Origin of the sequence: Nocardioides flavescens (genome assembly GCF_009823805.1) — a bacterium.
Lineage (GTDB): Bacteria > Actinomycetota > Actinomycetes > Propionibacteriales > Nocardioidaceae > Nocardioides > Nocardioides flavescens.
In genome coordinates, this window is record NZ_WUEK01000018.1 from 26,534 (window position 1) to 51,373 (window position 24,840).

At 73.8% G+C, this 24,840-nt stretch carries 24 protein-coding genes; 3 read left to right on the forward strand and 21 right to left on the reverse strand.

Annotated features, from left to right (window positions below; all coding sequences use genetic code 11):
• Position 1: 1 nt before the first annotated feature.
• The 9 genes from GRQ65_RS21400 to GRQ65_RS21440 all read right to left on the reverse strand — a co-directional run bounded on the left by GRQ65_RS21400 (position 2) and on the right by GRQ65_RS21440 (position 6,418).
• On the reverse strand, positions 2-1,081 hold the full coding sequence (locus GRQ65_RS21400) for a prephenate dehydrogenase (protein ID WP_160880053.1): 1,080 nt from the start codon (positions 1,079-1,081) through the stop codon (positions 2-4).
• Complete coding sequence (aroH, locus tag GRQ65_RS21405) at positions 1,074-1,463, reverse strand: chorismate mutase (RefSeq protein ID WP_160880054.1); 390 nt, start codon at positions 1,461-1,463, stop codon at positions 1,074-1,076. The genes GRQ65_RS21400 and aroH overlap by 8 nt, the downstream gene beginning before the upstream one ends.
• 11 nt (positions 1,464-1,474) lie before the next feature.
• Positions 1,475-1,882 carry a VOC family protein gene (locus tag GRQ65_RS21410; protein WP_160880055.1) on the reverse strand — a complete coding sequence of 136 codons (408 nt, stop codon included), beginning with the start codon at positions 1,880-1,882 and terminating at the stop codon, positions 1,475-1,477.
• 228 nt (positions 1,883-2,110) lie between these two features.
• A complete protein-coding gene (locus GRQ65_RS21415; protein WP_160880056.1) occupies positions 2,111-2,881 on the reverse strand; it encodes a pseudouridine synthase in 771 nt (256 codons plus the stop codon).
• On the reverse strand, positions 2,878-3,588 hold the full coding sequence (gene scpB / locus GRQ65_RS21420) for an SMC-Scp complex subunit ScpB (protein WP_160880071.1): 711 nt from the start codon (positions 3,586-3,588) through the stop codon (positions 2,878-2,880). The genes GRQ65_RS21415 and scpB overlap by 4 nt, the downstream gene beginning before the upstream one ends.
• Positions 3,588-4,499 (reverse strand): segregation and condensation protein A, encoded by a 912-nt coding sequence (locus GRQ65_RS21425; RefSeq protein WP_160880057.1) that lies wholly within the window; start codon positions 4,497-4,499, stop codon positions 3,588-3,590. The genes scpB and GRQ65_RS21425 overlap by 1 nt, the downstream gene beginning before the upstream one ends.
• A complete protein-coding gene (locus GRQ65_RS21430; protein WP_337191935.1) occupies positions 4,496-4,918 on the reverse strand; it encodes a hypothetical protein in 423 nt (140 codons plus the stop codon). The genes GRQ65_RS21425 and GRQ65_RS21430 overlap by 4 nt, the downstream gene beginning before the upstream one ends.
• The gene (locus GRQ65_RS21435; protein ID WP_160880058.1) at positions 4,903-5,841 is read right to left on the reverse strand and encodes an AAA family ATPase; all 939 of its coding nucleotides are present in this window, start codon (positions 5,839-5,841) and stop codon (positions 4,903-4,905) included. Before GRQ65_RS21435 ends, GRQ65_RS21430 begins: the two co-directional genes overlap by 16 nt.
• A gap of 271 nt (positions 5,842-6,112) precedes the next feature.
• Positions 6,113-6,418, reverse strand: coding sequence for a GNAT family N-acetyltransferase (locus GRQ65_RS21440; protein ID WP_160880059.1), 306 nt, complete (start codon positions 6,416-6,418; stop codon positions 6,113-6,115).
• A 117-nt stretch (positions 6,419-6,535) separates the two neighbouring features.
• Between GRQ65_RS21440 and GRQ65_RS21445 the strand changes: the two genes are divergently transcribed.
• Positions 6,536-7,150: a DUF3060 domain-containing protein gene (locus GRQ65_RS21445; RefSeq protein WP_160880060.1), complete on the forward strand. Its 615-nt coding sequence runs from the start codon at positions 6,536-6,538 to the stop codon at positions 7,148-7,150.
• Between the two features lie 91 nt (positions 7,151-7,241).
• Here GRQ65_RS21445 and GRQ65_RS21450 read toward each other — a convergent pair whose 3' ends face one another.
• From GRQ65_RS21450 to GRQ65_RS21460, 3 genes are all read right to left on the reverse strand, one after another.
• Complete coding sequence (locus GRQ65_RS21450) at positions 7,242-9,824, reverse strand: DEAD/DEAH box helicase (protein ID WP_160880073.1); 2,583 nt, start codon at positions 9,822-9,824, stop codon at positions 7,242-7,244.
• A 5-nt stretch (positions 9,825-9,829) separates the two neighbouring features.
• Entirely contained in the window at positions 9,830-10,732 is a 903-nt protein-coding gene (xerD, locus tag GRQ65_RS21455) for a site-specific tyrosine recombinase XerD (RefSeq protein WP_160880061.1), read from the reverse strand.
• Between the two features lie 188 nt (positions 10,733-10,920).
• The gene (locus GRQ65_RS21460; RefSeq protein ID WP_160880062.1) at positions 10,921-11,499 is read right to left on the reverse strand and encodes an NUDIX domain-containing protein; all 579 of its coding nucleotides are present in this window, start codon (positions 11,497-11,499) and stop codon (positions 10,921-10,923) included.
• A 23-nt stretch (positions 11,500-11,522) separates the two neighbouring features.
• Here GRQ65_RS21460 and pepN point away from each other — a divergent pair, with 23 nt between their 5' ends.
• Positions 11,523-14,063, forward strand: a complete 2,541-nt coding sequence (pepN, locus tag GRQ65_RS21465) for an aminopeptidase N (RefSeq protein ID WP_160880063.1) — start codon at positions 11,523-11,525, stop codon at positions 14,061-14,063.
• A gap of 104 nt (positions 14,064-14,167) precedes the next feature.
• Here the strand turns inward: pepN and pyrG are convergent, their stop codons facing one another.
• From pyrG to GRQ65_RS21505, 8 genes are all read right to left on the reverse strand, one after another.
• Complete coding sequence (pyrG, locus tag GRQ65_RS21470; protein WP_160880074.1) at positions 14,168-15,853, reverse strand: CTP synthase; 1,686 nt, start codon at positions 15,851-15,853, stop codon at positions 14,168-14,170.
• Positions 15,854-15,876: 23 nt separating this feature from the next.
• Complete coding sequence (locus GRQ65_RS21475; protein ID WP_160880064.1) at positions 15,877-16,839, reverse strand: copper transporter; 963 nt, start codon at positions 16,837-16,839, stop codon at positions 15,877-15,879.
• On the reverse strand, positions 16,836-17,999 hold the full coding sequence (gene steA / locus GRQ65_RS21480; RefSeq protein WP_160880065.1) for a putative cytokinetic ring protein SteA: 1,164 nt from the start codon (positions 17,997-17,999) through the stop codon (positions 16,836-16,838). The genes GRQ65_RS21475 and steA overlap by 4 nt, the downstream gene beginning before the upstream one ends.
• Before the next feature lie 255 nt (positions 18,000-18,254).
• Positions 18,255-20,015, reverse strand: coding sequence for a DNA repair protein RecN (gene recN, locus GRQ65_RS21485; protein ID WP_160880066.1), 1,761 nt, complete (start codon positions 20,013-20,015; stop codon positions 18,255-18,257).
• Entirely contained in the window at positions 20,015-21,007 is a 993-nt protein-coding gene (locus GRQ65_RS21490) for an NAD kinase (protein ID WP_160880067.1), read from the reverse strand. Before GRQ65_RS21490 ends, recN begins: the two co-directional genes overlap by 1 nt.
• Before the next feature lie 36 nt (positions 21,008-21,043).
• Entirely contained in the window at positions 21,044-21,856 is an 813-nt protein-coding gene (locus tag GRQ65_RS21495; protein WP_160880068.1) for a TlyA family rRNA (cytidine-2'-O)-methyltransferase, read from the reverse strand.
• Positions 21,857-21,866: 10 nt separating this feature from the next.
• Positions 21,867-22,064, reverse strand: coding sequence for a hypothetical protein (locus GRQ65_RS23145; RefSeq protein ID WP_160880069.1), 198 nt, complete (start codon positions 22,062-22,064; stop codon positions 21,867-21,869).
• 9 nt (positions 22,065-22,073) lie between these two features.
• Positions 22,074-23,087 carry an HAD-IIA family hydrolase gene (locus GRQ65_RS21505; RefSeq protein ID WP_237448676.1) on the reverse strand — a complete coding sequence of 338 codons (1,014 nt, stop codon included), beginning with the start codon at positions 23,085-23,087 and terminating at the stop codon, positions 22,074-22,076.
• 64 nt (positions 23,088-23,151) lie between these two features.
• On the opposite strand from GRQ65_RS21505, the gene GRQ65_RS21510 reads away from it, so the two are divergent.
• A complete protein-coding gene (locus GRQ65_RS21510) occupies positions 23,152-24,273 on the forward strand; it encodes a DUF1015 family protein (RefSeq protein ID WP_160880070.1) in 1,122 nt (373 codons plus the stop codon).
• Here the strand turns inward: GRQ65_RS21510 and GRQ65_RS21515 are convergent.
• On the reverse strand, positions 24,248-24,625 hold the full coding sequence (locus GRQ65_RS21515) for a single-stranded DNA-binding protein (protein WP_337191936.1): 378 nt from the start codon (positions 24,623-24,625) through the stop codon (positions 24,248-24,250). The genes GRQ65_RS21510 and GRQ65_RS21515 overlap by 26 nt on opposite strands.
• Positions 24,626-24,840: the final 215 nt, after the last annotated feature.

The following is a 24,840-nucleotide window of genomic DNA, read 5'->3' on the forward strand; positions in this document are numbered from 1 at the left end:
CCTACCGCTGGGTCGTCCAGCCTCTCGACTCCAGCGAGGTGCGCAGGTGCTCGGCACGGCCCTCGTCGACGACGACCTCGACCAGACCGACGGGTCGGCCCGGGTCGTGGTCGATGCGCACGTCCTCGATGTTGACCTCGCTGGCGACCGCGTCGGCGAACAGCCGGGCGAGCTCGCCGGGGTGGTCGGGCACCTGGACCCACACCGAGGCCATCGCCCGCGGCGGTCCGCCGTGCTTGCCGGGGATCGCCCGGGTGCCGGCCACGCCGCGCTCCAGCACGGTGCGCAGCCCGTCTCGATCGCCGGCCCCGACGGCCGCCATCACGTCGTCGAGCTGGGCGCGCACCTCGCCGAGGAGGGCGAGCACCGCGTCGGCGTTGCCGGAGACGATCTGGCTGTAGAGCGCCGGGTCGCCCGCGGCGACGCGGGTCACGTCGCGCACGCCCTGTCCCGACAGGGCCAGGTGGTTCTCAGGGGCCTCGGCGAGCCGCGCGGCGACCAGGCTGGCCAGCAGGTGGGGCACGTGGGAGGTGCGCGCCACGGCCCGGTCGTGCTCCTCGGGCGTCAGCAGCACCAGGGTCGCGCCGCAGGCGCGCACCAGCTCCTCGACGAGCTCCACGGCGGCGACGTCGGCACCGGCGTGCGGGGTCACCGCCCACGGACGACCGTCGAACAGCGTCGCGCTGGCGGCGAGCGGACCCGACTGCTCGCTGCCGGCCATCGGGTGGCTGCCGACGTAGCGCCCGGCACCGGGCAGTTCCCGTACGGCGGCGAGCGGCGCGGACTTCACGCTCCCCACGTCGGTGACCACGGCGTCCGACGCGGCCAGGGCCCCGGTGATCGCCTCACCGAGGTGGTCGGGCGGCACGGCGACGACCACGAGCTGCGGACGGTCCTCGGGCCGGCGGACCCGGCCGGCTCCGAGACCGCTGGCGGTGCGCAGGTGCTCGGAGCTGACGTCGCTCAGCAGGACGTCGACGCCCACCGCGCGCAGCGCGAGGGCGATGGAGGTGCCCAGCAGACCGGTGCCGATCACCTCGACGGGACCGCGCAACGAGCTCTGACCCGTCGGCTCAGGCATCGTCGTCGGGCACCGCGCGGGTCCGCGTGAGGTCGGAGCGCAGCGCCGCCGCACCGTGGAGGTAGACGTGGGTGATGTCGGCGCGGGGCAGGTCGGTCTCGACGTGCGCCATCATCCGCACCACGCGCGGCATCGAGCGCTCGATCTCGAGCTCCCGCGCGCAGATGAGCGGCACGTCGCCGAACCCGAGCTGCCGCGCGGCGTACGCCGGGAACTCCGAGACCAGGTCGCTGGTCGCCGTGAAGATCACCGAGATGAAGTCGTCGACGTCCAGGCCGTTGGCCGACATCGCGTCGAGCACCATCTCGGCGACCCGCTCGAGCATGTGCTCGCGGTCGTCCACGTCGAGCTGGGTCGCACCTCGCACCGCCCTGACTGCCACGGGCGACGATGCTATCGGGGCTGGTAGCTCCCCACCGACCAGTGGTTGCCCTCCGGGTCCGCGACGGTGCCGTCGCGTCCGCCGTACGGCTGCTCTACGACCTCGCGCACCAGCGTCCCGCCGGCCGCCAGCGCCCGCTCGACGAAGCCGTCCGGGTCGTCGGTGACGAGGTACGACGCCGCGTGGCCGGCGTTGTGGACCCCGCCGCCCTCACGCTCGCTGCCCCACATCACCCCGCCGGCCCCGCCCAGCCCGCCGTCCCACAGCCACTGGGCGTGCACGACGACGCTCGGGTCGCCCTCGTCGCGGTGGGTCTCGTGCTCGACGAACCCGACGGCGCGCAGCCAGTCGACGAACCGGTCGGCGTCTTGGACGGACAGGCTGTGCCAGAGGCTGACCCGGGCGGCAGGTGTGCTCATCGCCCCATCATCCGCGGGCCACGCGGCTGAGTGGAGGACGAAGTCCGACCCCGGTGGTTGAGGCGGTGTACTGAGGAGGGCCGCTAGGCCCGTCTCGAAGTGAAGGACGAAGTCCTGTCTCGAAACCACTCTCGGCGGATGTGGTTTCGAGACGGCGCTGGCGCGCCTCCTCAACCACCGTCGACCGACCTCCGTCGACTCACGGTGTCCCCGACACCACCGACAGGGCTACAGCTGCGCGGTGTCCAGCAGCTCGCCGAGCTCCTCACGGGTCAGGTCCCGCAGCTGACCCGACGGCAGCTGGCCCAGCCGGACCGGACCGATCCGGGTGCGGCTGAGGCGGTTGACCGGGTGGCCGACGTGGTCGAGGAGGCGGCGCACGATCCGGTTGCGGCCCTCGTGGATGACCAGCTCGACGATCGTCTTGCCGGTGCCGTGCTGCACGATGCGCGTGCGCGAGACGGCCACCGGGCCGTCCTCCAGCTCGACACCTGCGTGCAGACGGCCCAGCGTGGCCTTCGTGACCTCACCGCTCACCTCGGCGACGTAGGTCTTGTCGACCTCGAACGACGGGTGGGCGAGCTTCTGCGCGAAGTCGCCGTCGTTGGTCAGGATGATAAGCCCCGAGGTGTCGGTGTCGAGCCGACCGACGTGGAAGAGCCGCTCCGGGCGGTCCGCGACGACGTCGCCCAGCGACCGCCGGCCCTCGGGGTCGGACATCGTCGAGACGACCCCGCGGGGCTTGTTCAGCGCGAGGTAGACGTGGGCCGAGACCGGCGGCAGCCGGCGACCCTCGACCCGGATGACGGCGGTGCGCGGGTCGACCTTGGTGCCGAGACGGGTGACGACCTCGCCGTCGACCTCGACGACGCCGGACAGCATCAGCTCCTCGCAGCGCCGGCGCGAGGCGACCCCGGACTGCGCGAGCAGCTTCTGCAGCCGGATCAGCCCCTCGTCGTCGACCTCGATCTCGCGGGTGGGGAGGTTCTGCGGCTTCACGTGGGTTCGGTGCCTCCGTCGGGCTCGGTGCTGGGGCCCGTCTCCGGGGCGTGGTCGGGGGTCGGCGCGGGCCGGGACGAGCGCGGCTCGGCGTTCGCGAGCTGCTCGAGCTCGTCGTCGATGTCGCCGAGGTCGGGCAGGTACGGCGCGAGCTCGGGCAGCTCGTCGAGCGACTGGACGCCGATGCGCTCGAGGAAGTAGGTGGTGGTGCGGTAGAGGTGCGCGCCGGTGCCGTCGTCCTGACCGGCCTCCTCGACCAGCCCGCGGGTCAGCAGCGTGCGCATGACCCCGTCGACGTTGACGCCCCGGATCGCGGACACCCGCGCCCGGGACACGGGCTGCTTGTAGGCGACGACGGCGAGGGTCTCGAGCGCCGCCTGGGTGAGCCGCGCCTGCTGGCCCTCGAGCACGAAGGCCTCGACGACCGGCGCGTAGGCCTCGCGGGTGTAGTAGCGCCAGCCGCCCGCGACGTTGCGCAGCTCGAAGCCGCGGTCCTGCTCGTCGTACTCCTCGGCGAGCAGCTGCAGCGCGGCGACGACGTCCTCGACCGGATGACCCACCGCGGTCGCGAGCGCGACGGCGTCGAGCGGCTGGTCGGCGATCATCAGCACCGCCTCCAGCGCGGGACGCACCGGAGCGCGCGGCACCTCGACGAGCAACTCCTGCTCGGCCGGCTGCTCGGTGCTGGACTCGGTCACGGCACCCATCATCCCTCGCCCGATCCCTCGCTCCCAGCGGGCGACGGCGGGGCGCCGTCGAACTCGTCGGTCACCGCGTCGCCCGCCAGCGCGTCGGCGTCGACGTCGTCCCCACCGGTCCAGCGCACGGTGAGCTCGCCGAGCGGGCTGACCTGGTCGAAGCCGACGGCTCCCTCGCGGAACAGCTCGAGCAGCGAGAGGAACCGCGCCACCGTCGTGAGCGTGTCCGGGGAGTCGGCGCACAGCGAGCGGAACGTCGCCGCGCCCTGGCGCCGCAGCCGCTCGACCACGATCGCCGCCTGCTCGCGGACGCTGACCTTGGCCTGGTGGATGTGGTGCAGCGTCACCTCGGGCGCCGGCTTGGGGGCCAGCGCCTTGGCTGCCAGCGCCGCGAACTGCTGCAGCCCGATACCGATGAGCACCTCCGGCAGCAGCGTCGCGTAGCGCTCCTCCAGTCCGACGGCGCGCGGGTGACGCAGGGCCTCGCCGGCCAGCCGCGTCTCGAGGACGGCCGCGACCTGCTTGAACGCGCGGTACTGCAGCAGTCGCGCGAAGAGCAGGTCGCGCGCCTCGAGCAGCGCGAGGTCCTCCTCGTCCTCCACCTCGGCGCTCGGCAGCAGCCGGGCGGCCTTGAGGTCCAGCAGCGTCGCGGCGACGAGGAGGAACGACGAGGTCTGCTCGAGGTCCCACTGCTCGCCGCCGGCCTTGACGTGGGCGATGAACTCGACCGTCACCTTCGACAGCGCGACCTCGGTGATGTCGAGCTTGTGCTTGGCGATCAGGTTGAGCAGCAGGTCGAAGGGGCCCTCGAAGTTGTCGAGGTGCAGCGAGAACGCCGGTGTCTCACCGTCCTCGCCGCCCTCCCGGGTCGCGGTTCCCCGCAGGGCCGTGCCCCGCCGGTCCTCGACCGTGGGGCTCACCCCTCCTCGCGCAGGCGCCGCACCAGGTCGCTCTCCGCTCCGCGCGCCTCGAGGTCGGCGAGCACGAGGTGCAGCGCCTCGCGCACGAGGCGACCGCGGTCGACCGAGAGCCCGTGCGCGCCGCGCAGGGTCAGCCGGGCCTGCTCGATCTCGAGCAGCTCGCCGGAGGTGACGTAGACGGTGACCTTCTCGTCGTGCTTGATGCGGCCGCTCGGGCCGCGCTTGGCCTGCGGCTCGGGGTCGGCCGCCGGGGGCTCGTCGGGCACGGCGTGGACGGGTCGGTCGGTCCGGGCGCCGCTGCGGGAGGTGCTGCGCGTGGTGGCCTTCCCCGGTCCACCAGGCGCTGCGGCCTCCTCGTCGACGCCCTCGGTCGGCCGGAACAGGTCGTCGGCCGAGGGCAGGCTCACGCGTCGGGCCACCGGCTGAGCACCTCCTTCGCGAGCTGGCGGTAGGAGTCGGCACCCGCCGAGGTGGCGGCGTACGTCGTGATCGGCTCGCCCGCGACGGTCGAGTCGCTGAACTTCACGGTGCGGCGGATGACGGTGTGGAACACCTTGTCGCCCCACGCCTGCACCAGGCGCTCCATGACCTCGCGGCTGTGCAGGGTGCGCCCGTCGAACATCGTGCCGAGCACCCCGTCGATGCTGAGGCTCGGGTTGAGCCGCTCGCGCACCTTGTCGATGGTGGTCTTGAGCAGCGCGACGCCGCGCAGCGCGAAGTACTCGCACTCGAGCGGCACGATCACGCCGTCGGAGGCGGTGAGGGCGTTGACCGTCAGCAGGCCGAGCGAGGGCTGGCAGTCGATGAGGACGACGTCGTAGTCGGCCAGCGCGGGGGCCAGCACGCGCATCAGCGTCTGCTCGCGGCCCACCTCGTGCACGAGCTGCACCTCGGCCGCCGACAGGTCGATGTTGGAGGGCAGCAGGTCCATGCCGGGCACGCCGGTCGGCACGACCACGTCGTGGATCGACACGTCGCTCTGCATCAGGAGGTTGTAGACGGTCAGGTCCATCTCGTGCGGGTTGAGGCCGAGGCCGACCGAGAGCGAGCCCTGGGGGTCGAAGTCGACGAGCAGGACCTTGCGGCCGTACTCCACCAGCGAGGCGCCGAGGTTGATCGTCGTCGTGGTCTTGCCGACGCCGCCCTTCTGGTTGCACATCGACACCACGCGGGCCTTCGCCCCCTCACGGCGTACGACGGGCGTCGGCTCGGGCAGCACCGGCATCGGGCGGCCGGTCGGGCCGAGCTCACCCGCGGCGGGGCTGCTGGGCACGGGCGCGGCGGGCGTCGGGACGGGCTGCCGCTCGAAGGGCAGGGGCTCGAAGGACAGGGGCTCGGCCATGGCGTTCTCGTTCGGGGGCTGGGGTGCTGGGGTGCGGACCTGGGGCGGCATCGAGGGAGCCGTGGCCCCCCAGCCCCCGCCGGGTCCGCCGGTGAGGCGAGACGGGTGTGCGGGCTCGGCCATCGGATCTCCTTCGCCGTGAGGTGTCGTGGCGGTCGAGCAGCAGCGGGACCGGCCCTGTGCCGCTCAACCTAATTTGTCGACACGGCGACATCCGGGACGCGCGGGGCGTGTCGCGCGTCCCTGCTCCCCCGGCGTCCTGCGGCGGCGATCAGCGGCGCGTGAGGTCCTGGTAGTCGGGGTGACGGTCGATCCAGCCCTTGATGAACGGGCAGCGGGCGATCACGCGGCGGGTGCCCTCGGCCCGCACGTCGTCGAGGGCGCCGCGGGCGAGCGCGGAGCCGACCCCGTGGCCCTCGTGGGCGTCGTCGACCTCGGTGTGGGTGAAGACGATGAGCCCGTCGGCGGCGTCGTAGTAGGCCGCGCCGACCGCCTCGCCGTCGATGCGGGCCACCCAGCGCTGCCGGGCCGGCTCGTGGGTCACCTCGACGGTGGGCTGCTCCGACTGGTCGCTCATGCCAAGGACCCTACGACGCCGGGGGGCGCACCGCCGACGGGTCCCGAGGTGCGCGTCACCCCGTCACCTGACAGGGTGAGGCGGACAGCCGACCCCGGAGAGAGGAACCCCTCCCGCATGCCCGTCCCGCGCCCGCCGCTCGTCCTGTCCGCCGCCGTGGCCCCGGTTGTGGTCGCCGCCTCGCTCGCCGGCTCACTCGTTGGTTCGCTCGGCGCCGCTGCGCCCGCGAGCGCGGCGACGACCGTCGACTGCGCCGCCGGTCCGGTCGTCCTCGGTGGCGTCGACCAGCAGTTCACACTCGTCGGCGCCTGCACCGACGTCACGGTCACCGGCACCGGCCACACCGTCGCGCTCGAGTCCGCCGCGAACCTGTTCGTCCAAGCCAGCAGCACGACCATCACCGCGTCCGGTGCGCTCGGCAAGGTCGACCTCTCCGGCTCGGGGCTCACGCTCACCGCGCCGCAGGCCGGCCGGGTCGCGCTCGGCGGCAGCAACGGCACGCTGCGCGTCGACCGCGCGACGACCTACGTCGTCCAGGGCGCGGGCGCCTCGGTCGAGGGCACCTCCGCCCGCTCGCTGAAGCTCACCGGCTCGTCGGGCCGGGTCGCCTTCCGCACCCTGAAGGTGCTGCGCATCAAGGGGGCCGGCAACAAGGCGGTCGTCAAGGCTGGGCGCACGAAGGTCTCCGTCAGCGGCGCCAGCAACGTCGTCCGGGTCAACAAGCGCGCCTGACCCGGCCGTCGCGGTCGGTAGTCCGTGACGTTCTGGCCCCTCCCGGCGCGAGCCGGGGGCCAGAACGTCGCGGACTACCCGCCACCCGGCCTCAGACCCCGTCGAGCCGCCGCATCGCGGTGGCGAGCACGACCGCCTCGCCGACGGCGTCGGACGCGTCGAGGTCGACCTCGGCCTCGATGACCCAGTCGTGGTCGCCGGCGGGGTCGCTGAGGGTCTGGCGCACCTGCCAGCGCCGCCCGTCGGTGCCGGTGGTCGCCTCGACGTCGAGGTGCGCCGGCCCGTGGGCGTCGGCGTCGAGGCGGATCTCGTCGTGGTCGTCCCAGTACGCCGCGAGCGCCTCGTCCCACGCCGCACGGTCCATCACGACCGCCAGCGGGGGCTCGGCGAGCCCGGCGGCCGCCGTCTCGAGCGCGGCCAGGGCGTCGACGTCGTCACGGGCGGCCAGCTCGACGCGGCGCCACAGCGCGTTGCGCACCATCCGGCGGAAGACCCGCTCCTGCGCCGACACCGGCCGCGGGGGCGGCGGCGGGGCGTCGCCGGTCGCCGCGGCCGAGGCGTGCGCCGGGTCGGCGAGCGCCTCCCACTCATCGAGCAGCGACGAGTCGGTCTGGCGCACGGTCTCGCCCAGCCACTCGACCAGCTCGTCGAGCTCCGGGGTCCGGTGCCGCTCGGGGACGGTCTGGCGCAGGGTGCGGTAGGCGTCGGTGAGGTAGCGCAGCACCAGCCCCTCCGAGCGGGCCAGCTGGTAGCGCGCGACGAGGTCGGTGAACCCCATCCCCTGCTCCCACATCTCGCGCACGACCGCCTTGGGGTCGAGCCCCTCGGGGTCCAGCCAGGGATGGGTCTCGCGGTAGGTCTCGAACGCCGCCTCGAGGAGCTCGGCCAGCGGCTTGGGCCAGGTGACCTCCTCGAGCAGCTCCATCCGCTCGTCGTACTCGATGCCGTCGGCCTTCATCGAGGCGATGGCCTCACCCCGCGCCTCGTGCTGCTGCGCCCAGAGGATCTGGCGCGGCGGGTCGAGCACCGCCTCGACGACCGAGACGACGTCGAGGGTGTACGTGGGCGCCTCGGGGTCGAGCAGGTCGAACGCCGCGAGCGCGAAGTGCGCGAGCTCCTGGTTGAGCGCGAAGTCCTCCGGGAGGGTGACGGTCAGGACGTAGCGGCGCCCGAAGCCGTCAGGCTCGTCGAGGCGCGTCACGATGCCGGAGCCGACGAGCGAGCGCGCGAGCCGCAGGGCCCGGCGGGCCAGGCGGCGCTGCTCACGCGGCGCGGAGTGGTTGTCGGTGAGCAGCCGGCGCAGCACCGGGAAGGCGTCCTCCTCGCGGGCGAGGACGTTGACGAGCATCGAGTCGTCGACCTTCATCCGCGACGTCAGCGCCTCGGGCACCCCGGCGACCAGCTTGTCGAAGGTCTCCTCGGTCCACACGACCGTGCCCTCGGGCGGCTTGCGGAGGTGGGCCTTGGAGTTCTTCTTGGGGTTGGCGGCGTTCTTGGCGGCGGCCTTGGCCTTGGCGCGCTCGTTCTCGATGACGTGCTCGGGCGCCTGCACGACGACGTAGCCCGCGGTGTCGTAGCCCGCCCGGCCCGCGCGGCCGGCGATCTGGAGGAACTCGCGAGTGCGCAGCACCCGCTGGCGGCGGCCGTCGTACTTGGTGAGGCCGGTGAAGAGCACCGTGCGGATCGGCACGTTGATGCCGACGCCGAGCGTGTCCGTGCCGCAGATGACGGTGAGCAGGCCGGCCTGGGCGAGCTGCTCGACCAGCCGGCGGTAGCGCGGCAGCATCCCCGCGTGGTGGACGCCGATCCCCCGCTTGAGCAGCTTGCTCAGCGTGCGCCCGAACCCCGCGCTGAACCGCACCCCGGACAGCCGCTCGGCGACCCCGGGGGTCTTGGGCAGGAACGACGCGGTGAGCAGCGACGTGGCGTGCTCGACCGCGTCCTTCTGGGTGAAGTGCACGACGTAGACCGGCGCCTGGTGGGTCTGCACCAGCTCCTCGAGCGTCTCGGCGAGCGGGGTGAGCGCCCACGAGAAGGTGAGCGGCACAGGCCGCTCCGCCTCGGTGACCAGCGCCGTGTCGCGGCCGTTGCGCCGGGTGAGGTCGTCGGCCAGCTCGGTCATGTCGCCGAGGGTCGCCGACATCAGCAGGAACTGCGCCTTCGGCAGCTCGAGCAGCGGCACCTGCCACGCCCAGCCGCGGTCCGGCTCGGCGTAGTAGTGGAACTCGTCCATCACGACCAGCCCGACGTCGGCGTCGCGGCCCTCGCGCAGCGCGAGGTTGGCGAGCACCTCGGCGGTGCAGCAGATGATCGGGGCGTCGGCGTTGACCGAGGCGTCGCCGGTCAGCATGCCGACGTCCTCGGTGCCGAAGACCGCGCACAGGTCGAAGAACTTCTCGCTCACGAGCGCCTTGATGGGCGCGGTGTAGAACGACACCTCGTTGCGGGCCATCGCCGTCATGTGCGCGGCGATCGCGACCATCGACTTGCCCGAGCCGGTGGGGGTGGCGAGGACGACGTTGTCGCCGGCCAGCAGCGAGAGCACCGCCTCCTCCTGGTGCGGGTAGAGCTCCAGGCCCAGGCCCCCGGCGTACGCCGTGACGCGGTCGAGGACGGCGTCGGGGTCGAACGTCGTGGTCGCGGTGGAGGTCGTGTCGGTGGTGCGGTCGGTGATGGGTCTCAGTCCCTGGCTCGGGGGTGGGCGCTGGCGAAGACCTCGCGCAGGCTGTCGACGGTGACGAGGGTGTAGACCTGCGTCGTCGTCACCGACGCGTGGCCGAGCAGCTCCTGGACGACGCGCACGTCGGCTCCGCCGTCGAGCAGGTGCGTGGCGAAGGAGTGGCGCAGCGTGTGGGGTGAGACGTCGCGGGTGACGCCGGCGCGCTCGGCGGCCTTGACCAGCACCGCCCACGCCGACTGGCGCGAGAGCCGGCCACCGCGGGCGTTGAGGAACAGCGCGGCTGTGCCCGCCCCGGTCGCGACCAGCTCGGGGCGCGCGCGCACGAGGTAGGCGTCGACCGCCTCGAGAGCGAACGATCCGACCGGCACCAGCCGCTGCTTGCCGCCCTTGCCGCGCAGCAGGACGGTCTGGTCGACGGTGTCGAGGTCGTCGACGTCGAGCCCGACCGCCTCGGAGATGCGGGCCCCGGTGCCGTAGAGCACCTCCAGCAGTGCGCGGTCGCGCAGCGCCAGCGCCGTGCCGGGCGCGCCCGCGGACTCCAGGATCGCCTCCACGTCGGAGAGCGGCAGCGCCTTGGGCAGCCGCTTGGCCGGGGTCGGGGGCTTCACCGCCCGCGCGGGGTCGTCACCGGCCAGTCCGTCGGCGAGCGCGAAGCGGTGGAAGCCGCGCACCGCGACCACCGTGCGTGCCGCGCTGGTCGAGCTCAGCGGCGGGTGGTCGGTGTCGCCCTCGCGCAGCGCCACCAGGAACGCCGCCACCGTCGCCTCGCTCACCTCGTCCAGGCTCGTCACGCCCGAGGCGTCCAGGAACCCGACGTAGCGCCGCAGGTCGCGCCGGTACGACGACAGCGTGTTGGCCGCCAGCCCCCGCTCCACGCTCAGGTGGTCGAGGTAGGTCCGCACCGCCCGCGCGACCGCTCCGGCGGTCGAGGAAGACGCCTCGCCGGTGGTTGCGGAAGGTAAGTTGCCGGTAGTTGCTGGAGTTGAGTTGCCGGTAGTTGCTGGAGGTGAGTTGCCGGTGGTTGAGGAAGTCGCGCTAGCGACTGTCTCGAAACCACTCCCAGCAGCAGGGGCCACCCCGACGGCCCCGCTCACGCCAGCCCGCGCGCCCGGGCGAGCAGCACCGCCTGCACCACCGGCCCGTCCTGCACGCGCCCGTCGAGCACCGCGGCGAGCAGGTCGTCGAACCCGATCCACTCGGTGCTCATGTCGGCCTCCTCGTGCTCGGCGACGAAGTCGCTGTCGACCTCGCTCAGCCCGCGGGCGAGGTAGAGGTGGTGCACCTCCTGCGAGATGCCCGGCGAGCCGTACGTCGTCCCGAGGTGGGTCCACGCGATCGCCTCGAGGCCGGCCTCCTCGAGGAGCTCACGTCGCGCGGCCTGCTCGGCGCCCTCGCCCTCGACGTCCAGGAGCCCCGCCGGCAGCTCGACGAAGCGCCGCCGCGCGGCGTGACGGTACTGCCGCAGGCAGAACACGCGGTCCTGCTCGTCGAGCGCCAGGATCACCGCGGCGCCGGGGTGCTCGAGGACGAAGCGCCGGAACGGCTCGTCGTCGGGGTGTCCCGGTCGGCGCACACGGTCGGCGCGCAGCGTCACGACCCAGCCGGTGTCGGCGAGCACCTCGGAGTCGACGACCTCCCACTCCTCGGCGACGTCCGACGGCTCAGCCACGTGCGGGACGTTACCGTGCCCGCATGAGCGGACCCGAGGACTCACCCGCGGACGGCCCGGTGGACGTGCCGGCCGACGCGCCCGCGAGCCTGACCCAGGACGAGGCCCGCGCCCGGGCCGAGCTGCTGGACGTCGAGCGCTACGACATCGAGGTCGACCTGCGCGAGCTGCTCGCGGGCGAGCGGTGGCGCGCCACCTCGCGCGTGACGTTCACGTGCCGTCGCCCGGGCGCGGACACCTTCGTCGACGTCGTCGGCGAGGTGCACGCCGCCACCCTCAACGGGGTCGAGCTCGACGCCTCGGCCCACCGGGCCGGGCGGCTCGCCCTGACCGGCCTCGCCGAGCGCAACGAGCTGGTCGTCGTCTCGAGCCAGACCGACACCGGCTCGGGCAACGCCATCCTGCGCACCGTCGACGGCTCCGACGACCGGGTCTACGTCTGGACCTCCTTCGAGCCCGACGGCGCCCGTCGCGCGTGGGCCTGCTTCGACCAGCCCGACCTCAAGGCCGTGCACCGCTTCCGCGTCGTGGCCCCGGCCGAGTGGAGCGTGCTTTCCAACTCCGCGCCCGACCAGGTCAGCGAGCCCACGGCCGTCGACGACGCCGACCACGAGGCGGGCCTGCTGAGCCGGTGGTGGAGCTTCACCGACACGCCCCGCCTCTCGACGTACGTCGTGGTGGTCAACGCCGGTCCGTTCCACGAGGTCCGCGAGCAGCGCGGCGGGCACAGCCTCGGACTGTGGTGCCGGCAGTCGCTGCGGCCCTACCTCGAGCGCGACACCGCCGAGCTGCTGCGGCTGACCGAGGCGGGGCTGGCGTTCTTCGGCGAGCGGTTCGACCAGCCCTTCGGTCAGGAGCGCTACGACCACGTCTTCGTGCCCGACATGGGTGGTGCGATGGAGAACTGGGGGTGCGTGACCTGGAGCGACTCCGCCCTGCACCGCGGCGAGCCCACCCTGCTCGACCGCATGACGGCGGCCGACACCCTGCTCCACGAGATGGCGCACATGTGGTTCGGCGACCTGGTGACCATGCGGTGGTGGGACGACCTGTGGCTCAACGAGGCGTTCGCGTCGTTCGCCGCGACCTGGGCCCTCGACGCGATCGACCCCGGGTCCGCGGCCTGGGCGGTGTTCGCCGCGACCGACGAGCTCGTCGGCTACGAGCAGGACCGCGGTCCGGCCCGCCACCCGATCCGCACCGAGGTGCCCGACGTCGCCCACGCGATGGCGAACTTCGACGCCATCACCTACCTCAAGGGCCAGGCCGTCCTGCGGCAGCTCATGGAGCTGCTCGGTGAGGAGCGGTTCGTCGCCGGGCTGCGTGCCCACTTCGCCGAGCACGCCTGGGGCAACGCCACCCTCGCCGAGCTGATGAGCGCCTTCGCCGCCGCGTCCGGCCGCGAGCTCGACGGCTGGACGGCCGCGTGGCTCGACCGCGCCGGCACCGACACCGTCTCGCTCGTCGGCGACACGCTGCTGGTCGCCAGCCCCGATGGCGGCACACCGCGCCCGCACGCGCTCCTCGTGGGCTCCTACGCCCGGTCCGACGCCGGCCTCTCCCCCGTCGGCTCGACCCGGGTCGAGACCGCCGGCGCGGTGACCTCGATGTCCGACCTGCCCGAGGCCGACCTGCAGCTGGTCAACGACGGCGACCTGAGCTTCGTCTCGGTCCGACCCGACGAGGCGTCGCTGCAGGTGCTGCTCACCGACGCCGGTCGCCTGCCCGACGCGACCGGCCGGGTCGTCGCGGTCTCGACCGCGCTCGACATGCTCGCCGAGGGCGAGCTGTCCAGCGGCGACGTCTTCGAGTGCGTCGTCGCGGTGCTCGAGCACGAGACGGTGCCGGGCCTCGTCGAGCCGCTCCTCGCCCGGGCCCTGGCCGTCGCGGAGCAGTGGAGCCCGACCGTCCTGGTCCCCCGCCGGCTCGAGCGGCTCGCGCGGCTCGCCGGTGACCTCGCCGACCACGAGGACAGCGGTGCCGACGTACGCGCGGCGGCCCTGCAGACCCTGGCCTGGGCGGCCACGACCTCCGAGCACTTCGACCGGCTCGACGCCGCGGTCGCCGCCGCGCCGGACGACACCGAGCTGGCCTGGCTCACCCTCACCCGGCGTGCCGCCCTCGACCGCCACGACCAGGAGGCCGTCGACGCCCTCCTGGGCCGCGACCCCGACCCCGAGGCCCGCGTGCGCGCGCTCGGCGTGGCCGCGGCCCGTCCCAGCGAGGAGGCCAAGGCCGAGGCCTGGGAGCAGTTCTGGCGGGCCGGCGCCGTCCCGTCCGGCGTCCCGACGCGCACCTTCGCCCGCTGCTTCTGGCGCCCGGCCCAGCACGACCTGCTGGTGCCGTGGGCCCACCGGTTCCTCGACGAGCTCAGCGACCTCAACGGCGAGGGACTGCTCGCCGTCGGGAGCAAGGTGCGGCTGATGGCCCCGACGACGTGCGACGTGGCCTGGCTCGACCGGGCTCGCGACCTGGCCGAGGCTCCCGACGCCCTGCCCGCCGTGCGCACGGCCCTGCTCGTCGCCTCCGACCGCCTCGCCCGCGTCCTAGCCGCCCGCGCCTGACTCGCGCGGAATCCCAGCATCTGCTGGTACTCCTGACGTTCTGGGGTGTTGCAACACCCCAGAACGTCGGCGGTCCCAGCAGATGCTGGGATTCTGCCGTCAGGTCAGTCTTGCTCGCGGCGCAGTTTCGACTCGTCGATGGGGAAGCGCAGCTCACGCTGGCGGGCGATCGCGGCGCCGACGAGGCCCTTGAAGAGCGGGTGGGGCCGGGTCGGGCGCGAGCGGAGCTCGGGATGCGCCTGGGTCGCGACGTAGAAGGGGTGCGTGTCGCGGTCGAGCTCGACGAACTCCACGAGGTCGAGGTCGGGGTTGAGCCCGGAGAAGACGAGCCCGGCGTCCTCGAGCGTGCCGCGGTAGGCGTTGTTGACCTCGTAGCGGTGGCGGTGGCGCTCCTCGATCTGCTCGGAGCCGTAGAGCTCGCGCGTGATCGAGCCCGCCTTGAGGGCCGCCGGGTAGAGCCCGAGCCGCATCGTGCCGCCGAGATCGCCCTCGCCCCCGACGATCTCGACCTGCTCGGCCATGGTCGCGATGACCGGCTCCGGGCTGTCGGGGTCGAACTCGGTGGAGTCGGCCTTCTCGAGGCCGGCGACGTTGCGGGCGTACTCGATGACCATGCACTGCAGCCCCAGGCACAGCCCGAGCGTCGGGATCCCGTGCGTGCGGGCGTAGGTCAGCGCGCCGATCTTGCCCTCGAGGCCGCGGACGCCGAACCCGCCGGGCACGCAGATCCCGTCGACGTCGTGGAGGAGCCGCGCGGCACCCGCAGGCGTCTCGCACTCGTCGGAGGCGATCCAGCGCAGGTGCACCTGGGCCTCGTGGCCGAAGCCTCCGGCGCGCAGCGCCTCGGCGACCGAGAGGTAGGCGTCGTGCAGGTCGACGTACTTGCCGACCAGCGCGATCGTGACCTCCTCCTTGGGGTGGTGCACCCGGCGCAGCAGGTCGTCCCACAGCGTCCAGTCGACGTCGCGGAACGGCAGCCCGAGGCGGCGTACGACGTAGGCGTCGAGGCCCTCGCGGTGCAGCACCTTGGGGATGTCGTAGATCGACGGGGCGTCGGCCGCGGTCACGACGGCCTCCTGGTCGACGTCGCACATGAGCGAGATCTTGCGCTTGATCGACTCCGGCAGCTCACGGTCGGCGCGGCAGACGACGGCGTCGGGCTGGATGCCGACCTGGCGCAGCGCGGCGACCGAGTGCTGGGTCGGCTTGGTCTTCAGCTCGCCCGAGGGGCCGATGAACGGCACGAGCGAGACGTGGAGGAAGAAGCAGTTGTCGCGCCCGATGTCGTGACGCACCTGGCGGGCCGCCTCGAGGAACGGCAGCGACTCGATGTCGCCCACGGTGCCACCGACCTCGGTGATGACGACGTCGACCCGCTCGCCGCCCTCGGGCGGCGTGCCCATCGCGAGGATCCGGTCCTTGATCTCGTTGGTGATGTGCGGGATCACCTGCACGGTGTCACCGAGGTAGTCGCCGCGCCGCTCCTTGGCGATGACCTCGGAGTAGACCTGACCGGTCGTGACGTTGGCGATCGCGCCGAGGTCGGTGTCGAGGAACCGCTCGTAGTGCCCGATGTCGAGGTCGGTCTCGGTGCCGTCGTTGGTGACGAACACCTCGCCGTGCTGGAACGGGTTCATCGTCCCGGGATCGACGTTGAGGTAGGGATCGAGCTTCTGCATCGTCACGTTGAGCCCGCGCGAGCGCAACAGGCGTCCGAGGCTCGAGGCGGTGAGGCCCTTGCCGAGCGAGGAGGCGACGCCTCCGGTCACGAACACGTGCTTGGTCGGCATCGCAGGCTTCACGGGCTCTCATCCTATGGGGTCGGGACGGCTCCGTCCTCACCCGACTCACCGAAGGCTCCCGTGACGCCCTCGGTGACGCCGATCATCGCCAGCACGGCGCTGACCCGTCCGAGCGCCGACTCGGTCCCGTCGACCGTCGAGACCGCACCCGACGGCCGCCCCGCGCGCACGACGCCGAGCGCCCCCGCGCGGGCCGATGCGGAGTCCCCGGCGACGACGACGCCCGAGGCCACGGACGCGAGACCGTCGACGAGTCCGGTCAGCACCGGCTCGAGCTCCGCGCGCTCCGCGGACGACTGTTCCCCGGCCGGCAGCACGACGAGCAGCACGGGTGCGAGGCGGACGTCGCTCGGTGAGGCCAGCAGCCCGGCGGAGCCGAGCGCGTCGCGCACGGTGACCGCGGCGTCGTCCGCGCGCGTCGAGCGCTGCTGACCCGTCGCCGTCGCCAGCCCGACGAGCTGGCCGGCCCGTTCCCAGGTGCCGGCGGAGGCGTCGAGACGCGGGTCGGCGAGCTGGGCCGCGAGCAGGCTCGTCGAGGTGTCGGCGTCCTCGGCGGCGGCGGGGTCGAGCAGGTCCGCCCCCAGCGTGTAGGTGCCGGTCAGTGCGCCTCCGGCGGCCGGCACCTGGGCGGTCAGGGCCTTGACCTCGGTGGGGTCGGCTCCGGGCAGGACCAGCACCGCGGCGGCGTGGCCGCGCAGGCCGTCGGCGTAGAGCCGCGTCGCACCCGCCGAGGCGAACGCGTCGACGTACGCCGCGTCGACGCCGCCCTCCGAGGCGGACGGCCCCGTCGACTCGGTCGGCTCGGCCCCCGCGAGCTCGCCGCGGTCGGTGTCACCCGCACCGGGAGCACCACCGAGCGGCCCGGCCCCGAGCACGATGCCGGTCGCCAGCGCCAGGAAGACCGCGATGAGAGCGGCGACGTGCTGGTGCAGGCTCAGCACCTGCCCGCCGACCGCGCCCGGTCGCCGGCTCACAGCAGTCCCCCGAGCGTCGTGCCGAGGTCGTCGAACCAGCTCCGTCCCACCTCGGTGACCGACAGAGCGGCGAGCAGTGCTGTGAACCCCGCCAGCACGAGCAGCACCAGCTGCAGCGTGTTGCGTCGGCTCGAGTGCAGCGTGCGCACCGTCTCGGCGTCGACGAGGTGGGAGCCGATCTCGAGACGGGTCAGGAACGACGCCTCCGAGCGGCGGTCCGCCTCCGGGTCGTCCTGGGCCCGGCTGCGCAGACCGACCCCGACCAGCAGTGACGCGCCCTCACGGTGGGCCAGCAGGAGCGCCACGTCGTCGGCGGCGGCGGGGGTGATCACCACGTGCGGGTCGTCGGCGCCGGCCCGGCGCAGGGCCTCACGCTCCGGCGAGGGACCGTCGCCGTTCTCGAGCAGGACCACGTCGCCCACCACCGCCAGGATGTCGGCGGAGGGCACGGACCCCGGGTCACCACCCGTCACGACGACGACGTCGGGCACCCAGCCCTCCGCGACCAGCGCATCGCACGCGCCGCCGGCGCAGACGAGCACCGGTCCACGCTCACGGACGAAGGGGCGCAGCACCCGCAGGTCGTCCTGCTCCGCCGGGCCCACGCGAGCGACGACGACGGCCGGACGGCGGCGCACCTCGGTGCGCAGCGACGGCAGTCCCACCGTGCCCAGCGCGACCTCGTCGCGACTGAGGCCGGCATCCTCCACGCTGCGCACGACCATGTCGTCCAGCTCGGCCACCAGGTCGCTGCGCTGGGCCTCCAGCTCGGACCGCACCAGCGCGAGGTCGGCGACCCTCCCGCGCGCCAGGACCCGGTTCCCGTCGTCCTCGTGGCCGTCGGCGGCGCGCAGCTCACCGCCTACGACCCGCACCCGCTGTCCGTCCTCGACCGCGTCGACGAGCTCTGGACCGGCGTGGTCGACGAGGACCAGGCCGGCCTCCGCCAGCACCTCAGGGCCGGAGGCCGTGGCGATCCCGACGAACGGCGCCCCGCTCACCACCGCCGCGGCGCCGGTGGCCACGACGGCTGCGGCGACCTCGCGGTCGACGTCGGCGTGGGCGACCACCGCGACGTCGCCGGGCTTCAGGCGCGCCACGAGGTCGACGAGCACCCCCGTGCGCGCGGTCCCGGTGACGTCGGACGTGGTCCGGGGCATCGGTGTCGCGTCCATCTCGTGGCCATCCTCCCATCCCGGGTCGCCCCCGACACGCAGCGAGTCCATCGCCACACGCGGCGTCAGGAGAGGCCGGTCGGCCCAGACGGGCGTCGGGTCAGCCCGGATCAGCCCAGGTCAGCCCAGGTCAGCCCAGGTCAGCCCAGGTCAGCCCAGGTCAGCCCAGGTCAGCCCAGGTCAGCCCAGGTCAGCCCAGGTCAGCCCAGGTCAGCCCAGGTCAGCCCAGGTCAGCCCAGGTCAGCCCAGGGCGCGGGCGGGCGCCGCCACCTCGAGCAGCTCGCGGGCGTGGGCGAGTGCGGTGTCGGAGTCGCTGAGCCCCGCGAGCATCCGCGACAGCTCCCGCTCGCGGGCGCCGTCGTCGAGCAGGGTGAGGCCCGAGCTGGTGACCGAGCCGTCGCTCGCCTTCTCGACCAGCACGTGCCGGTCGGCGTACGCCGCGACCTGGGGCAGGTGCGTCACCACGAGCACCTGGGCGGAGCGCGCGAGCTCGGCGAGCCGGCGTCCGATCTCGACCGCCGCAGCCCCGCCGACCCCGGCGTCGACCTCGTCGAAGACGAAGGTCGGCACCGGGCTGGTCCCGGCCAGCGCGACCTCGAGCGCGAGCATCACCCGGGAGAGCTCGCCGCCCGAGGCGCCCTTGTGCAGTGGACGGGACCCCGAGCCGGTGTTGGCGGCCAGCAGGAACTCGACCTCGTCCACCCCGCTCGCCGTGTGGGCCAGCCACCGGTCCCCCACACGGAGCGGGTCTCCGGCGACGGGCTGGTCACTGCCGGGAGCAGCTGCCTCCTGCTGGCCCACCGTGATCTCGACGCGCGCGTGCGGCATGGCGAGCAGGGAGAGCTCGTCGGTGACGACGGCCGAGAGCCGGACCGCGGCCTCGGCGCGGGCGCGCGAGAGCGTCTGGGCCACCTCGCCCAGCTCTGCGCGCAGCGCCCGCTGCTGCTCGCGCAGCGTCTCGATCCGCTCGTCGGTGCCGTCGAGGTCCAGGAGGCGAGCAGCCGAGGTCTCGGCCCAGCCGAGCACGTCCTCGACGGTCTCGCCGTACTTGCGCGTCAGCGCCGTGAGCGCCGCGCGCCGCTCCGAGACCGCGGCCAGGCGGGTCGGGTCGGCGTCGACCGAGGCGGCGTAGGACGCCACGTCCGCGGCCAGGTCGCTCAGCAGGTAGCTGAGCTCGGCGAGCCGGTCGGCGAGCGCCGCCGCCTCCGGGTCGTGCTCGCGCACGCCCTCGAGGACGGTGCGCGCCGCGGAGACGGCGCCGAGGGCGTCCGGGTCGCCAGCCTCGCTGCTCAACGCCTCGCGTGCCTGCTCAGCGGCCGTGCGCAGCGAGTCGGCGTAGCCCAGGCGCGCCTCGTCCGCCGCGAGCTCGGCGTCCTCGCCGGGTCGGGGGTCGACGGCCTCCACCTCGCCCAGGCCGAAACGCAGCAGGTCCGCCTCGCGGGCGCGCTCGCGAGCGGTGGCGACGACCTCGGCCAGCTCGCGCTCGGTGTCGGCGAGCCGCGTGTGCAGCGCGGAGTACGCCGCGGCGAGGGCGAGCACCGGCTCGCCCCCGAACCGGTCCAGCGCGTCGCGCTGGGCCCGTGGACGCAGGAGCCGGTGCTGGTCGGACTGGCCGTGCACGGCGACCAGCGGCTCGGCCACCTCGGTCAGCCGGGAGACCGGGACGGTCGCACCGCCCACCCACGCGCGTGAGCGTCCCTCGCTCGCGACGTTGCGGGCCAGGACGACCTGCCCGTCCTCGACCTCACCGCCGGCCTCGTCGACCGCTCGGCGGAACGCGTCGAGGCCGGCCGCGTCCACGACGCCCTCGACCCGGGCGGCGGCGGCGCCGCGGCGGACCATGCCGCTGTCCGCGCGGCCGCCGAGGAGCAGACCGAGGGCGGTCACGACCATCGTCTTGCCCGCCCCGGTCTCACCCGTGATGACGGTGAGGCCCGCGCCGAGGTGCAGCGTCGAGGAGTCGATGACCCCGAGCTGGGCGATCCGGATCTCCTGCAGCATCAGAGGCTGCCCTCCTCACGTCGTTGGCGCCGCTCCGCCGACCCGCGCCACCCCTCGACGGGCAGGTCGAACTTCGCGACGAGCCGGTCGGTGAACGGCGAGTCGTGCAGCCGGGCGAGCTGCACCTTGCGGTCCGCGCGCCTCACCTCGATGCGGGCTCCGGGCGGGAGGTCGACCGCGCGACGACCGTCGCACCACAGCACCCCGGCGCCGTCGGTGCGGGCGATCACCTCGACCGCCACTGCGGAGTCGGGCGCGACGACAAGCGGACGGGCGAAGAGCGCGTGAGCGCTGATCGGCACGATGACCAGCGCCTCGACCCGCGGCCACACCACCGGGCCGCCGGCGCTGAAGTTGTAGGCCGTCGAGCCCGTCGGGGTCGCCAGCACGACACCGTCGCAGCCCCAGCGGGAGAGCGGCCGGTTGTCGATCTCCAGGACGACCTCGATCATCCGCTCCCGCGCGGCCTTCTCGACGCTCGCCTCGTTGAGCGCGAAGGTCTGGGTCACCAGCTCGCCGTCGCGGTAGGCCCGGACCTCCAGGGCCAGGCGGTCCTCGGGGGTCCAGGCCCGCGTGACGATCGCCTCGATGACCGCGTCGACGTCCTCGACCTCGGCCTCGGCGAGGAAGCCGACGTGACCCAGGTTGATCCCGAGCACGGGGGTGCCGCTGCCCCAGGTGATCTCGGCCGCCCGCAGGATCGACCCGTCACCGCCGACGACGACGGCGAGCTCGCAGGCCTCGGCCGCGCCCTCCTCGTCGTCGGCGATCTCGATCGGGTAGTCCGCGGTCGCGGGGTCGAGCCCCAGGTCGGCGGCCTCGTCGGCGAGCAGGCGGACGACGATGCCGGCCGCCGTCAGCGCCCGGCAGAAGCTCAGCGTGACGTCGCGTGCTGCGTCGCGACCGGTGTGGCTGAGCACCAGCACCCGCCGGACCTCCGCGGTCGCGGGCGCAGGGGCGGACCCGGGTGCGAGCTGCTGCTGGTCGGTCACTGACTCAGCCTCTCAGACGCCACCCCCAGCGCCCGGTCAGCCCCGCTCGTCCCTGTGGACGACCTCGCTGATGTCGTCGGCTCCGATCTCGGCGTCGCCCCGGCGCAGCCAGACGAAGAACTCGACGTTGCCCGACGGACCCGGCAGCGGGCTCCGGGCGACCGCCCGCGCACCCCAGCCGAGGGCCGCCGCGCGATCGGCGACGGCCACCACCGCCTCGGCGCGCAGTCCCGGGTCGCGCACGACCCCGCCCTTGCCGACGCGGTCCTTCCCGACCTCGAACTGCGGCTTGACCATCAGCGCCAGGTCCCCGTCGAGCGCGGTGACCGAGACCAGCGGCTCCAGGACGAGCGCGAGCGAGATGAAGGAGAGGTCTCCCACGACGACGTCGACAGGCTCTCCGACGAGGTCGAGGTCGAGCTCGCGCACGTTGGTGCGGTCGTGCACCACGACCCGCTCGTCCGAGCGCAGCGACCAGGCCAGCTGGCCGTAGCCGACGTCGACCGCGACCACCTGACGAGCCCCGGCCCGCAGCAGCACGTCGGTGAAGCCCCCCGTCGAGGCCCCGGCGTCGAGGCAGCGACGTCCGGCGACGCTGAGCCCCAGGGGCTCGAACGCCGCGAGCGCACCGGCGAGCTTGTGCCCGCCACGCGAGACGTAGTCGGGGCGGTCCGGGTCGTCCGCGACCAGGATCGCGAGATCGGTCGTCACGCCCGTCGCGGCCTTGGTGGCCGTCGCACCCGAGACGCTGACCCGCCCGGCGGCGACGAGCTCGGCGGCGTGCTCACGGGAGCGGGCCAGGCCGCGACGCACGAGCTCGGCGTCGAGCCGGAGCCGACGTGGTGGCACCGTGCGGCCCCTACCGGCTCTCGCCCGGGTCGTCGAGCGCGCGCCGCAGCTCGCCGTGGGCCAGCTCGAAGACGCCGACGTGCTCCTCGAGCGGGCGCTGCTCGAGCTCCTCGACCGCACGGATGACCTCGTCGACGGACTCCACACCCGTGCGCACGGGCTCGCCTGCAGCGCCGCCGTCGGCCTCCGGCCCGGGGGTGGTCGTCATGCCCGCACGCTACCGCGGCGGCTCGAGCCCGTCGGTCGTGACCGGGTCGCCGGTCTCGTCGAGGTGCGCCCATGCTGCGGTGGCCACCGCCCGCCACCAGTCGTCGGCCTCGCCGCCGCCTTCGACCGTCAGTCGCCCCTCGCCGCGGGTGACGGCCCAGCCGCCGAGCCGCACCGAGTCCCCGTCCGGCTCGGGCGCCTCGTGCGGGGTCGCGAGCCCGCCGAGATCGCGGGCGAGGTACGTCGGGCGCTCGTCGGGGCGGGCGGCGACCAGCTCGGCCAGCCCGGTGACACCGGTGAGCACCAGCAGCGCGTCGACCCCGGCCGTGCGGGCGCCCTCGATGTCGGTGTCGAGCCGGTCGCCGACCATCAGCGGGCGCTGGCCGCCGACGCGCCGGACGGTCTCGTCCAGCAGCGGACGTGCGGGCTTGCCGGCGACGTCCGGCTCGACCCCGCTGAACCGGCTCACCGTGTCGACGAGGACGCCGTGGCCGGGCGCGGTGCCGTAGCCCGTGGGGATGCTCATGTCGGTGTTGCTCGCCACCCACCACAGCCCGTCACGGACCCGCACGGCGGCGCGCATGATGTCGCGCCACAGCACGTCGGGCCCGTAGCCCGTCACGAGGGCGGCAGCGCCCTCGTCCTCGACGTCCGTGACCGCGAGGCCGGCCTCGCGCACCGCCTCGAGCAGCCCCTCGGCACCCAGCACCGCGACGCGCGCGCCCTCTCCGAGCCGTTCGACCAGGACCTGCGCCGCCGCCTGGGCTGAGGTGACCACGTCGCTCTCGCCGGCGCCCACCCCGAGCTCGGTGAGGTGCGCGGCAACGGCCGAGGGCGGGCGCGAGGCGTTGTTGGTGATGAACGCGATCCGCATCCCGGCCTCCCGTGCGGCCGAGACGTGGTCGGGCGCGCCCGGCACCGCGTCGGGGCCGACGTAGACGACCCCGTCGAGATCGAGCATGGCCAGGTCGTAGGCCTCCTGCAGGGGAGCGTCGCAGCCGGCCAAGCCGGGTCGGTCGGGCATGGCAGTCCTCCTGCGCGGGTGGTGGTCGAAGGCGGCGCATCGGTCTCGCACTTAGCATGGTCGGATGGAGTCCGGCGCCGTGGTGATCCCACCGTACGTCGGTCGACCCCTGCGCCTCGCCCCCTTCCGCGCGCTGCGACTGCAGCCGCGACGGGTCGGCGACCCGGCCTCTGCACGTCTCTTCGCCCGGCCCTACAGGTCGGTCGCGGATCGTCTCGCGCAGTGGGAGTCCCGTGGACACCTGCACCGCGACGACCAGCCCGCGGTCTACCTCCACGAGTACACCGCCGGCGGGTTGACCGTGCGCGGTCTCGTCGGCGCACTCGACATCTCGCACCGGGCCTCGGGCCCCGCGGACCGGGCGGTGCTGCCGCACGAAGGGATCCACCCCGTCCAGGCCGACGAGCTCGCCGACCGGATGACCGCCCTCTGCCTGAACCCCGCGCCGATCCTCCTGGTGCACCGCGCTCCCCCCGATCTGCGCGTCCTCGTCGAGGAGGTCGTGGCGGGCGTCCCCCTCGACGACTTCGTCGACCGCAGCGATCAGCGCCACCGCCTGTGGGCGGTGCGCGAGCCCGACCGCGTCGAGCGGATCGACGCCGCACTGGCGTCCAGCCAGGCCCTCATCGCCGACGGGCACCACCGCTATGCGGCCTACCTCAGGATGCAGCGCCGCTCCCCCGGCCCGGCGACCGACCAGGGCCTGGCCATGCTGGTCGACCAGGAGGACACGCCGCTCTTCCTCGGACCCATCCACCGGGTCCTGCTCGGCACCACGCTCGACGACCTCGGGACCGCCGCGGAAGCGGTCGGCGCGGGGTTCGACCTCGTCGACCGCGCCGCTGCGGTGCAGGCGCTCGGTCCCTCGACCCTCGCCGTGGGCGACGGGCGTCGGTGGGCCAGCATCAAGCTCCAGCTGCCGCCTGGTCGTGCCGCCGTCGAGGCCCTCCACGAGGAGATCGTCCCCTCGCTCGCCCGCGGTCCCCAGAAGGTGGAGTACCACCACTCCGTCGAGGCGACGCTGGCTCGGCTGCGCCGTGACGCCGTCGCCGTGCTGATGCCGGCGCCCGACGTCGACCTGGTCCACGCCATCGCGGCCGCCGACCGCCTGCTCCCCGAGAAGGCGACGTCCTTCCAGCCGAAGCCGAGTGTCGGAGTGCTCATCCGGTCGTTGCGCGACGAGTGATCCGCGCGGCGGTGACCTCGACCTCCACGCGTGACAGCGTGCCGCCGCCGGCCGAGCGGTAGAACCGGCGGCGCAACGCGCCCTCCACCTCGACCATGTCGTCGGGTCTCCAGCCGCTCACGCGACGACGCAGTCCCTTGGCCCAGACGGCGCAGTCGACGGTGTCGACCCTGCGGCGCTCCCCGGCGACCGACGGCCGGTCCACCACGACCCGCACCAGCAGCACGACATCGCCGCTCGGCAGCTCGCGTTCTTCGGGCACCCCCGACACGCGTCCGGCCACCCGGACCTCGTTCACGAACGCGAGGGCGTTCTCTTCCACCTTCTGGGCGCTCATCGCCACCACCTCCACAGCCACTCTCACCGCGCGGGCGACGGCACGGAACCAGCACCGCACGGTCTGTGGAGAACGTCGAGCGGCGGGACGGTTGTGGATGAATTCGTGACATCCGACGCGAAAAGCCCTGAAATGCAGTTCAGCGCCGCACCCGGTGTCGGGTGCGGCGCTGATACTGAATGTGTGTCCGGCGGCGTCCTACTCTCCCACAACCTCTCGGTTGCAGTACC

What these genes read in the sequence shown, in the direction of transcription:
- GRQ65_RS21400 (WP_160880053.1), bottom strand. Translation starts at nt 1,081, where the DNA reads ATGCCTGAGCCGACGGGTCAGAGCTCGTTGCGCGGTCCCGTCGAGGTG.
- GRQ65_RS21410 (WP_160880055.1), bottom strand. Translation starts at nt 1,882, where the DNA reads ATGAGCACACCTGCCGCCCGGGTCAGCCTCTGGCACAGCCTGTCCGTC.
- scpB (WP_160880071.1), bottom strand. Translation starts at nt 3,588, where the DNA reads ATGGGTGCCGTGACCGAGTCCAGCACCGAGCAGCCGGCCGAGCAGGAG.
- GRQ65_RS21435 (WP_160880058.1), bottom strand. Translation starts at nt 5,841, where the DNA reads ATGGCCGAGCCCCTGTCCTTCGAGCCCCTGCCCTTCGAGCGGCAGCCC.
- GRQ65_RS21440 (WP_160880059.1), bottom strand. Translation starts at nt 6,418, where the DNA reads ATGAGCGACCAGTCGGAGCAGCCCACCGTCGAGGTGACCCACGAGCCG.
- GRQ65_RS21445 (WP_160880060.1), top strand. Translation starts at nt 6,536, where the DNA reads ATGCCCGTCCCGCGCCCGCCGCTCGTCCTGTCCGCCGCCGTGGCCCCG.
- pepN (WP_160880063.1), top strand. Translation starts at nt 11,523, where the DNA reads ATGAGCGGACCCGAGGACTCACCCGCGGACGGCCCGGTGGACGTGCCG.
- pyrG (WP_160880074.1), bottom strand. Translation starts at nt 15,853, where the DNA reads ATGCCGACCAAGCACGTGTTCGTGACCGGAGGCGTCGCCTCCTCGCTC.
- steA (WP_160880065.1), bottom strand. Translation starts at nt 17,999, where the DNA reads ATGCCCCGGACCACGTCCGACGTCACCGGGACCGCGCGCACGGGGGTG.
- recN (WP_160880066.1), bottom strand. Translation starts at nt 20,015, where the DNA reads ATGCTGCAGGAGATCCGGATCGCCCAGCTCGGGGTCATCGACTCCTCG.
- GRQ65_RS23145 (WP_160880069.1), bottom strand. Translation starts at nt 22,064, where the DNA reads ATGACGACCACCCCCGGGCCGGAGGCCGACGGCGGCGCTGCAGGCGAG.
- GRQ65_RS21505 (WP_237448676.1), bottom strand. Translation starts at nt 23,087, where the DNA reads ATGCCCGACCGACCCGGCTTGGCCGGCTGCGACGCTCCCCTGCAGGAG.
- GRQ65_RS21510 (WP_160880070.1), top strand. Translation starts at nt 23,152, where the DNA reads ATGGAGTCCGGCGCCGTGGTGATCCCACCGTACGTCGGTCGACCCCTG.